The organism is Agrobacterium sp. LAD9, from assembly GCF_003031125.1.
In the GTDB taxonomy this organism is placed as follows: domain Bacteria; phylum Pseudomonadota; class Alphaproteobacteria; order Rhizobiales; family Rhizobiaceae; genus Agrobacterium; species Agrobacterium radiobacter.
The window spans coordinates 57,333-68,204 of record NZ_PHGS01000018.1 but is presented as its reverse complement, the minus strand read 5'-3'; the positions used below and the strand labels follow the sequence as shown (position 1 = coordinate 68,204).

Annotated in this window: 8 protein-coding genes; 2 read left to right on the top strand and 6 right to left on the bottom strand. The window is 61.6% G+C overall.

Going from position 1 to position 10,872, the window contains the following annotated elements:
* Nucleotides 1–43: 43 nt before the first annotated feature.
* A complete protein-coding gene (locus DA915_RS19245) occupies nucleotides 44–1,795 on the top strand; it encodes a type I secretion system permease/ATPase (protein ID WP_107676964.1) in 1,752 nt (583 codons plus the stop codon).
* A 2-nt stretch (nucleotides 1,796–1,797) separates the two neighbouring features.
* Nucleotides 1,798–3,102, top strand: coding sequence for an HlyD family type I secretion periplasmic adaptor subunit (locus tag DA915_RS19240; protein ID WP_107676963.1), 1,305 nt, complete (start codon nucleotides 1,798–1,800; stop codon nucleotides 3,100–3,102).
* A 428-nt stretch (nucleotides 3,103–3,530) separates the two neighbouring features.
* Here DA915_RS19240 and DA915_RS19235 read toward each other — a convergent pair whose 3' ends face one another.
* The 6 genes from DA915_RS19235 to DA915_RS19210 form a co-directional block, all read right to left on the bottom strand.
* Nucleotides 3,531–5,444 (bottom strand): PhoX family phosphatase, encoded by a 1,914-nt coding sequence (locus DA915_RS19235; RefSeq protein ID WP_107676962.1) that lies wholly within the window; start codon nucleotides 5,442–5,444, stop codon nucleotides 3,531–3,533.
* A 129-nt stretch (nucleotides 5,445–5,573) separates the two neighbouring features.
* Entirely contained in the window at nucleotides 5,574–6,284 is a 711-nt protein-coding gene (locus tag DA915_RS19230) for a 4'-phosphopantetheinyl transferase (RefSeq protein ID WP_107676961.1), read from the bottom strand.
* Between the two features lie 30 nt (nucleotides 6,285–6,314).
* Nucleotides 6,315–7,070, bottom strand: a complete 756-nt coding sequence (gene dhbA / locus DA915_RS19225) for a 2,3-dihydro-2,3-dihydroxybenzoate dehydrogenase (RefSeq protein WP_107676960.1) — start codon at nucleotides 7,068–7,070, stop codon at nucleotides 6,315–6,317.
* Between the two features lie 13 nt (nucleotides 7,071–7,083).
* Nucleotides 7,084–7,953, bottom strand: coding sequence for an isochorismatase (locus tag DA915_RS19220; RefSeq protein ID WP_107676959.1), 870 nt, complete (start codon nucleotides 7,951–7,953; stop codon nucleotides 7,084–7,086).
* A 92-nt stretch (nucleotides 7,954–8,045) separates the two neighbouring features.
* The gene (locus tag DA915_RS19215) at nucleotides 8,046–9,671 is read right to left on the bottom strand and encodes a (2,3-dihydroxybenzoyl)adenylate synthase (RefSeq protein WP_107676958.1); all 1,626 of its coding nucleotides are present in this window, start codon (nucleotides 9,669–9,671) and stop codon (nucleotides 8,046–8,048) included.
* An 18-nt stretch (nucleotides 9,672–9,689) separates the two neighbouring features.
* Entirely contained in the window at nucleotides 9,690–10,865 is a 1,176-nt protein-coding gene (locus DA915_RS19210; protein WP_107676957.1) for an isochorismate synthase MenF, read from the bottom strand.
* Between the last annotated feature and the right edge of the window lie 7 nt (nucleotides 10,866–10,872).

Below are 10,872 nucleotides of genomic sequence, written 5' to 3'. Positions count from 1 at the left end.
TTATTGCCGGTTGCTACCGCCGCGATCTCAACGGATCGTAAAAATGCGTCATCATTCTGCCAACAACAATAACCGGCCAATCAAGGGTGTCTTCTCGGGCTGCGTCACTGCCTTTGTCGGCATTGCCCTGATGAGCGCCCTGGTCAATATTCTTTATCTCACCGGCTCGCTGTTCATGATGGAGGTCTATGACCGGGTGCTGCCGAGCCGCAGCCTGCCGACGCTGCTGGCCCTCTTCGCCATAGCCGCAGTTCTATATGCGTTTCAGGGGCTGTTCGATGCCATACGCGGCCGTCTGCTGGTGCGCATCTCCGATCGTCTCGATCAGGTGCTGTCTTCCAGGGTGTATGATGCCGTCATCGGCCTGCAATTGCGCCTGCCCGTCAGCGGCCGTCAGGCGCAGCCGCTTCGCGATCTCGATACGATCCGCTCCTTCCTTTCCGGAAGCGGACCGACCGCGCTGTTCGATCTGCCATGGCTGCCTTTTTACATTGCCATCTGCTTCGCCTTTCATTTCTGGCTCGGCGTGACAGCGCTTGCCGGCGCGGCCATCCTCACGGTGTTTACGCTGATGACGGAGCTGGTCTCCAGGCGACCGGTGGAAGAAGCCGCGCAACATGCGTCCAGACGCAACCGGCTGATCGAAACTACCCGCCGCAACGCCGATATCATTTCGGTCATGGGCATGGCCACGCCGCTCAGGGATCGCTGGCAGATGGATAATCGCGCCTATGTCCGCGAGCAGCGCTCCGCAAGCGATATCGCCTCCGGTTTCGGCGTGGCGAGCAAGGTGCTGCGCATGCTGCTGCAATCAGGCATTCTGGCCGTCGGGGCCTGGCTGGTCATCAATGAACAGGCGACACCCGGCATCATCATCGCCGGTTCCATCCTGTCGGCGCGGGCGCTTGCGCCGGTTGATCTTGCCATTGCCAACTGGAAGGGCTTTATCGCCGCCCGGCAAAGCCGTCATCGCCTTGAAAGAACGCTGGCACTGCTGCCGGATGCCGCCATGCGCCTCGATCTGCCTGCGCCACAAGCCCTTCTGTCCGTCGAGCGTGTCAGCGCCCTTCCGCCGGAAACGACAGAGCCGGTCTTGCAGGACATCGCCTTCACACTCCAGGCCGGCAGCGGTCTTGGCGTGATCGGCGCGAGCGGATCGGGCAAGAGTTCTCTTGCGCGCCTGCTTGTCGGTCTCTGGCGGCCGCTCAAGGGCTCCATCCGGCTGGACGGTGCGACGCTGGACCAATGGCCGGCGGAAGCATTGGCGCGCCACATCGGCTACATGCCTCAGATGATCGAGCTGCTGGATGGAACCATCGCCGAAAACATCGCTTCCTTTGATCGCCAGGCGAGTTCGGAGAAGATCATCGCAGCAGCGCGCGCAGCGCGCATTCACGATCTCGTCGTCAGCCTGCCGGATGGTTATTCCACCGAAGTCGGCGAAACCGGCCGGCAATTATCGGCGGGGCAGAAACAGCGGATCGCCCTTGCGCGGGCGCTTTATGGAGACCCCTTTCTTGTCGTGCTCGATGAGCCGAATTCCAATCTCGATTCCGAAGGTGAGGATGCGTTGACGGCAGCCATTCTCGGCATTCGCGAGCGTGGTGGCGTGGCCGTCATCATCGCCCACCGCCCAAGTGCGCTTCTGGCCGTGGACAAGGTGCTGATGATCGCTGACGGACGCCAGCAGGCTTTCGGCCCCAAGGAGGAAGTGCTCGCCAAGGTGCTGCGCCCGGTCGGTGGCGCGGCCGGCGCCCTCAAGGTCGTGCAGGCCGCGGAAGCAGGAAAGGTATGAAAATGGATGAATGGCAGACACTGCGACGCTCGATCCGCAACCACCTTTTTGTGGGCGGCTTGGGCTTCCTAACTCTGACCGGCGTCTTCGGCGGCTGGGCCGTCGGCACCGAGATCGTCGGTGCGGTAATCGCGCAAGGTTCTCTGGTGGTCGAAACCAGCCTGAAAAAAGTCCAGCATCCGGTGGGCGGCGTCGTCAGCGAACTGATGGTGCGGGACGGAGACCGTGTGAAAGCGGGCGACGTGGTCGTGCGCATCGATGCGACGATGACGCGAGCCAATCTCGCCATCATCGTCAAAAGCCTCGATCAATTCACTGCCCGCAAGGCGCGGCTGGAGAGCGAGCGTGATCGGGCCGGCCGCGTGGTTTTCCCGCAAGCGCTGTCAGGCCGCGCAGATGATGCAGAGGTTCTGGCGATGATGAATGCCGAACAGCGTCTTTATGAAAACCGCAAGGCCGTTCGGGAAAGCAAAAAACGCCAGCTCGAACAGCGCGTGCGGCAGCTTCGCGATGAGATAAGCGGCATGGAGGCCGAGCGCGCAGCGAATTTCCGCGAGCAGGGCATGGTCGACGAGGAGCTCAGCCGCTTTCGCTCGCTGCATGAAAGGGGCCTGATGGAAAAAAGCCGGCTCAGCACGCTGGAACGCCAGGCCACGGATATCGATGGCGATAGCGGCCGGCTGATGGCCGGCATTGCCGGGGTTGAGGCGAAGATCAGCGAAACCGCGCTGCAAATCCTCCAGATCGACGAGCAATGGTCGGAAGAGGTGGGGTCCGATCTGCGCGAAATGGATGCCCGCATCGGCGAATATGTCGAGCGCCGGGTGGCGGCCGAGGACCAGCTGAAACGTGTCGATATTGTCGCGCCGCAGGACGGGGTGGTGCATCAACTTTCAGTGCACACCGTCGGTGGTGTCGTCGCGCCGGGCGAACAGATCATGATGATCGTGCCTGAAGTCGACAAGCTTGTGGTGGAAGCCAAGGTTGCGCCGCAGGATATCGATCAGATCTTTTACGGCCAGGCCACGAATCTGCGCTTTTCCGCCTTCAATCAGAAAACGACGCCGGAAATCACCGGAACGGTGGAGCGCATTTCGGCTGACGTGACGGTGGATCAGCGAACGGGCGCCAGCTATTATATCGTCCGCGTCGCCACCTCGCAGGAGCAGATAAAGCGGCTGGGTGAATTCAGCCTGATGCCCGGAATGCCGGTGGAAGCCTTCATCACAACAGGCGAACGAAGCGTCTTGTCCTATTTCCTCAAACCCCTTCTCGATCAGGCGAACCGTACCTTCCGAGAGGCCTGAGGGCGAAGGGCCTGGCGTTGTCGCTGGACGACATAGCGCGATCAACTCAGCAACGCCGTGCGCCTCCAAGGGCACACGGCGTTGCATTGCTTATAAAGCGCGTGGAATTTTCTTCCGCCGAGCCGCCGAGCCGCCGAGCCGCCGAGCCGCCGAGCCGCCGAGCCGCCCAGCCGCTATGCCCGCATCCGCTGACGGGCATCTGCGTCATAAAACAGTCTCTTGCGATCCGTGGCACGGCCATACCGGCCTTGATCGAGCAACCTTGTGTGATCAATGGATGGGGGCTACCCGGTGACGACGTGCCATTTCGCAAAGCCATGCTTTTCGTAACCTGGCAAAACGCCGCGTGTCCTTTCGGGCACGCGGCGTTTTTATCGTGACCCGGGTCGTGATTTCCATCGCGATCCGGGTCCATTCATGCCGATGCGTCAGCCGATCTTCACATTGTCGTCGCGCTTGATGGCGATGAGGGCCGAGCGTGGCAGCTTGCCTTCGCCATCCGGGAAGGGGGCGTCGGGGTGCTGGATGCCGACGAAGTGGGTGCGCTTGTCGCCGGACCAGGTCTGGCCGGTGACTTCGGAACCCTTCGGGGCAGTCAGGAAGCGCTCGATGCGGCCGGTGGCCGGGTCGCCCGCCAGCATCTGGTTGTTGCCCTGGCCGGCGAAGTTGCCTTCATTGCTATCCTCGCCGTCGGTCTGGATCCAGAGCAGACCAGTGCTATCGAACATCATGCCGTCAGGCGAGTTGAACATGTTGCCTTCGTTGATGTTCGAAGAACCCGCATAGGCGTCCTTGTGGACGGTGGGGTTGCCGGCCATGCAGAACAGGTCCCACTTGAACTTGCCGTCCGCATGGTCGTCATTTTCCGGATACCAGCGCACGATCTGGCCGTATTCGTTCTTCTCGCGCGGGTTGGCGGCATTGGTCGCCATGGCGTCGCCGCCGGCATTGGCGCGCAGCTTGCCGTCCTTCATTTCGCCGCGGCGGCTGTTGTTGGTCAGCGCGCAATAGGCTTCGATGGCGACCGGGTTGATGGCGACCCATTCCGGGCGGTCCATCGTCGTTGCACCGACCTTGGAAGCGGCCTGTCGGGTGAAGACGCAGATTTCGTCGATCTTCATGCCCGTGGTTTCAGGGGTCAGGGCCAGCCACTCGCCGGCGCCGTCATCGGAGAACTTGGCGACGTAAAGCGTGCCTTCGTCAAGCAGCTTGGAGGTGTCGCCGCCCGGCACGTAGATGCCGTTGGAGACGAATTTATAGAGGAATTCGCCACGCTCGTCGTCACCCATGTAAACAACGACACGGCCGTCACGGGCAATCACCACGGCGGCGTTTTCATGCTTGATGCGGCCAAGCGCGGTGCGCTTGATCGGGGTGGACTTGGCGTCCGAAGGATCGATCTCGACCACATAACCGGCGCGGCGCGGTTCGTTGGGGTTCTTGGCGACGTTGAAACGCTCGTCAAACTTCTCATAGGCATAACGCGTCTCGGCCACGATACCGTAGCGCTTGTAGTCATCAGGCAGCTTGAAGGCGGCGTCGGTGGTGCCGAAATAGCCGTTGAAGTTCTCTTCGCAGGTGAGGTAGGTGCCCCACGGCGTGCGGCCGGCGCCGCAATTGTTGAAGGTCCCGAGACAGTCGATACCATCAGGGTCGGCGGCGGTCTTGACGAGATCGGAGCCTGCGGCCGGGCCGGAAAGCTTCATCGGTGTGTTGTGGTGGATACGGCGGTTGAAGGGGCTGTCGAGAACGATCTTCCAGCCGTCCTTGTCTTCCGCGACTTCCATGACGGTGACGCCCTGCATGTTCTGCAGGATCTTCACATCGTCGGCCGTCTTCGGGTTGCCTTTTTCAGCGTGCGGCAGGTTGGTTTCCGGGTTCACATATTCGTGGTTGACGGCGATCAGCTGATGGCTGCCGACCACGAAGAGTTCCATACCGTCGGTGTTTTCGCCGAAGACCTTGTCGGAATTTTCAACGCTGACGCCCTTGGCGGGGTCGAGATCGGGAACGTTGGAGAACAGCGGCTGGCCCCATTTCGCCAGCGGCTTCCAGTTATAGCCTTCCGGGACATGGATGGTGTGGTCGGTTGCGGCGGCAACCGGCTTGAACGGGAAACGGCCGGCGGCAGCTTCCTGCGCCTCGGCGGAGGTGCTGCTCAACAGGTTGCCCAGCGTACCCATGGCGGCCGCGGCCGAACCGAAGGCCAGCACGCCGCCGAGAAAGCCGCGGCGGGAAATCGCGGTTTCAACCACGCGGTCGAAATCGGTTTCGGCCGGCGGCGGGTTCTGCAGTTCGTCCCACTCATCCCAAGACAATTTGCTCGTATCGATGTCGGTCATATCGTGTCTCCACCGTTCAATGTTTGGAATCATTCCAACAGGCTGCGTACCTTCCGAGTGTTTCACTCGGATGACGGGAAGACGGGTTTAAAATATGATCTTCTCAGTTATGAATCTACCATTTTTCCCTCAATACGGGAGAAGGATGCGAGTGAGCAGCAGGCCTTCGAAGCGGCAGAAGCGGAAGGGAACCTCCGTTCCGCGGCGCCAGTCTTCGCTGAGGTCGGCCGTCAGGCGCAATGATGCGGAGCCGTTTGCGTCAAAGCCGGATAATTCGGCCGCCTCGAAAAAGAAAAGCCGTTTCACTGTCGGATAAAGCGCCTTGAACAGGCTTTCCTTGGCCGAAAAAACCAACCCGGTCATGAAGGGATCGATATCCTTGCCGAGGTCGTGGCGCTCATTCGCGGTCAAGGCCTGCGGGGCGATATCGCGGGCCTCCTCTTCGGTCAGCAGCCTTTCGATATCGATGCCGATGCCGCGAAATCGCTGGGAAGAGCCGGCGAGCGCAATCGCCCGCTCATGGCTGTGGGAAATCGCGCCGATGACGCTCTCGGGCCAGATCGGGGCGCGATCCTCACCCATACCGGGAAAAACGGCGTAGCCGGTGAGGCGGCGCGTGGCTTCCGCCGCGCATCTGCGGCCGGCGATGAATTCCGCCTTGCGTCTCTGCGCGGCGTTTAAAAGCTGCGGCGGCAAGGGAGGGACCTCGCCGCCGCCTTCTTCGGCGCTGTAACGAAGGGTGAGGCAATGGCAATCGCCGCTGTCGTCCGGCCAAGGCCAGATGGCCTCCGGTGGATCGCCGGAGACGGCTTCGCGATGAAACGCCGTTGCGACGGCCATATTCTTCACCTTCAATCCAACGGCGCGAATTTAAGCCGCAAGCGTGGCGCCGCCATCAACCACGATCTGCTGCATCGTCACATGGCCGGCCTGATCGGAGGCGAGAAACAGCACCGTATCGGCGATATCATCAGGCCTTGCGATCTTGCCGAGCGGAATGCCGAGCTTGAACTGCTCGGGCAGGCCGGCGACCAGCCGTTCCTTGCCGGCGGGATCGCTCAACATGCCGGCAAGCATCGGCGTATCGGTGGAGCCCGGTGAAACGACGTTGCAGCGCACGCCATAGGGTGCAAGCTCAAGGGCGGCGCAATGGCTGAGGCTGACCAGCGCCGCCTTGGAGGCGCAATAGGCCATCATGCCGATGCGCGGCACGACGGCGGCATTGGAGCCGATATTGACGATCGCACCGCGCCGCTGCCGTTTGAAGATGCCGCTCCATTGCCGCAGCATATAAAACGGTCCCGCTGCATTGACGTCCATGCAGGCTTTCCAGTCCGCAGGCGTCAGGCTTTCGCTGTCGCCGAGCCGCAAGATGCCGGCGGCATTGACCAGGATATCGAGCCCGCCCCATTCGCTTTCGATTGCCTTGCAGGCCGTCTCCACCGCCGTCGCGTCGGTGATGTCGAGTGCGATCTGGCGGAAGGGCGCTTCCGTCGTTCTTGCCAGAAGGTCGAGGCCGATGACCTCGGCCCCTTCCTCGATGAAACGTTCGGCGATGCGGCGGCCGATGCCCTGGGCCGTACCCGTCACCAGCACACGCCGCCCGGTAAATCTCTGTTGCGTCATCTTTTTCGTCCGCTCAGGCTGCGAGCCGCTTTTCTTCGATCAGCGCCCACCAGGCGGAAAGTGTGGGTACACGCGCAAGCTCGTCAAAACCGACGGTGACACCGCGTTCCTTCAGCTCGCCGGCAAGCTTCATCACCTGTAGCGAATCCAGCCCGTAGAAGATCAGGTTCTCGTCGGGGTCGATATCGCTTTCATCCTCCACCATTTGCAGGACGCGGGCTTTCAGCCATTCGCTGATATCGGTGGCTTCTCCCGCGCCGACAAGGCTTGCGGTGTCGATCACCACGCCGCAGCGTGTCGCCACATATTGCAAGGCCATGCGGTGTTCGGCTTCCGAGAAATCGGCAACGCCGTCACCGATCATGAAGGGCTGAATATCCTTCATGAAGGCTTCCACCGCCGTCATCATGCAGCCGATATGGGCGTAAACGCCACCGACGATGATCTGGTCACGGCCCCAGCCTTTCATGCGCTCAGTAAGGTCGGAGCGCTGGAAGGCGCTGTAACGCCATTTGGTCAGCACCATGTCCTGAGGTGTCGGGGCGAGCTTATCCACCACCTTTTGCAGTTCGGGATCGACGACGGTGAGACCCGGTCCCCACATGTCGTTCAGGAGCGCACGGTCGCCCGGCGGCTGGTCATGCGGCTGGGCGGTGTAGATAACAGGTACGCTGTTCTGAACCGCCCAAGCCTTCACCTTTGCGAGATTGTCGATGAGGGTGGTCATCAGCTTGCCGTCGGCCTCGTAGAACCGCAGGAAATAACGCTGCATGTCGTGGATGAGGAGCACGGCGCGTTTCGCGTCAGGCTGCCATTTTGTCTTGTTGGCCGGAAAGCTTGCGGCAACCGGCATCGGATAGTCGGAAATGCTGGGGATCGTCATGATGACCTCGGTGGTTTGCTGCGCCAGGGGGCGCTTAATCTCTGGTTTCGGGACGCTCTTTTTTGAGCGTCCCCTTTGTTTTGTGCTGCGTGTCAGGCGCTGATGGCGACGGGTGTCACAAGCAGGTCGCGCAGGCGCTTCTTGTCGATCTTGCCGACGGCGGTGAGCGGCATGGCCTCGATGAAACGGACGCGATCCGGCAACTTGTAATCCGCGACGCCAAGACCGGCGAGATGCTGGCGGATGGCCGGCGCCTTGAGCGCGGGATTGCGGGAAACGACGAAGACGCAGCTCTTTTCGCCGAGCAGTTCGTCTTGCATCGCCACGAGTGCTGCATGGGTGACGTCTGGATGTCGCAGAATGAGGTTTTCGACCTCCTCCGAAGCGACCTTTTCGCCACCGCGATTGATCTGGTCCTTCACCCGGCCAACGACACGGAGATAACCTTCGGGCGTGCGCTGCACGACATCGCCGGAATAATAGAACCCATCCCTGTCGAAGACCCGGGCGCTATGTTCGGGCGCGCGGTAATAGCCCCGGAACGTATAGGGGCCACGGGTCGCCAGCATGCCGGCTTCGCCCTCGGGCACATCGTTGCCGTCCTCGTCGACGATGTGGATCTCGTCATCCGGGCTGATCGGCCTCCCTTGCGTGGTGAAAACGATATGGTCGGGATCACCGGCGCGGGTGTAGTTCACCAGCCCTTCCGCCATGCCGAATACCTGCTGCAGGTCGCAGCCCAGCACTTCTGGCACCTGGCGGGCCAGGGCTTCGGCAAAGCTTGCGCCGCCGACCTGCAGGAGCTTGAGGGATTTCAGCCGTTCGCGATGGGCGGGTGCAGCCTGCAGCCACAGCGCCACGGCCGGCGGCACCAGCGGCACCATGTCGATCTCGTGTTTTTCGATGAGATCGAAGCAGGCAAGCGGCTCCGGATTGGCGGCCATGACCACGGTGCCGCCGGCGTGGAAAACGCCGAGCGCGCCGGGCGAGCTCATCGGGTAATTATGCGCCACCGGAATGGCGCAAAGGAAACGGGTCTCAGGCGAGAGTTCGCAAATCTCCGCGCTGGCCCGGGCGCTGTAATCATAGTCGTTGTGCGTCCGGGGGATCAGTTTCGGGGTTCCGGTGCTGCCGCCGGAAAGCTGGAACAACGCCACCTCGTCCGCCGCCGAAGGGGCGTAGGCGGGCGGGTTTTCGGCGGGACTGGCAAGCATCCGCTCAAGGCTGCGCTGCGGATCGGCTTCGCCGAGCAGCAGGGTCACGGCAAGCTCTGGAGAGACCGCCTTCAGCGCCTCCACAAATGCGTCACCGGCGAAAAGCTCGTGGCTGCGGGAGGCAATCACCAGCTTCGGTGCAATCTGCTCCGCATAGGAGGTCATTTCCAGCCGGCGATGGCTGAAAAGCGCGTTGACGGGTGCCGCGCCGATTTTCATCAGCGCAAAAAACACGAGATAAAACTCGGCGATGTTAGGCAATTGCACCAGTGCGGTGTCACCTTTGCCGACGCCTGCGGCGGAGAGATGGCCGGCAAGATTGGAGGATTGCCGGTCGAGATCGGCATAGCTGAAGCGGCGGTCGCCGCAGATCAGCGCCGTCGCATCCGGCCGGCGCTCCGACTGTTCGGTGAGGATGCCGCTCAGCGGCCGGTCGATCCAGTAGCCGCGTTGGCGGTATCGGCTAACGAAATCCTCGGGCCAGCGTTCAAATTCGATTGTCATGGTTCGTTCCTGGGAAAATTAGGCAGAAAGACCGCAGGCGTTCAGCATGGTCTTGAGCTTGGTCTGCACCTCGGCCCATTCGGATTCGGGCTCCGAGGCCTCCACGATGCCGGCGCCGGCGAAGAGCCGCACGGTTTCCCGCTGCACGGTGCCGCAACGGATAGTCACCACCCATTCGCCATTGCCTTCAGAATCCGTCCAGCCGACCATGCCGGTGAAGAGGCCACGCTCGAAAGGCTCGACGAAGCGGATGAGGCGATGGGCGCGCTCGGTGGGGAAGCCGCAGACGGCCGGTGTGGGGTGCAGCAGGCAAGCAAGCTGCAGCGCATTGGTCTCGGGATCAGCGAGTCGGCCTTCGATACGCGTTGAAAGATGCCAGAGTGCGGCGGTGTTGATGAGGGAGGGTTTTTCAGGAACATCGAGTTCGGCGCAGACCGGTGAAAGCAGCGAGCGGATATCCTCGATCACCAGGCTGTGCTCGTAATGGTCCTTTTCGGATGCCGAGAGCCGATCCGCATTGGCCTTGTCCGCCGCCGGATCGACCATGCGTTTTGCCGATCCCGCCAGCGGGTTCGAGATGATTTTCTCGCCCTGCTTGCGGATCAGGAGTTCCGGGCTGACGCCGATCAGGTCGCCGCCATCGGGAAGCGGAATGCGGAACTGGTAACCTTCGCGGTTCTGCTTGGCGAGGCTCGCCAGCAATCTTTCGACATCCACCTCGGAGGCGAAGGTCAGTTCGCGCATGACCGAAAGCACCGCCTTGCGGACTTCGGAATGACGGAAATTGACGATGGCATGCTCGACGGCACGCTTGAAACCGGTCTCGTCCGGCAGGCTGTTCTGGCCGACAAGCGCCGGCATGGCCGAATCGGCGACGATCGGCGCGGCATCCCTAGAATTCCATTCATGGTTGTATGGAATATACAGGCATGAAGGTTCACTGACATCGAAGGGGATAGCGCCGATGGCGATGGGGTTCTGCTCGCCGTCCCGGCGCGCACGCTCGAAGGCGCCGGCCAGTGCCTGCTGCAGCGGGCTGGATATGTCTTCGCCGCCACGGGCGGGAATCGCGATCCTTTCGCGAATACCCCTGGCGCGTAATTGCCCGCTGCCGGAAGTAAACAGAAATTCTCTATTAAATTCAGTAATTTCGTCGGATTCGACGTCATTCGTCCTGAGTGCTCCCGTTTTCATGGGATGC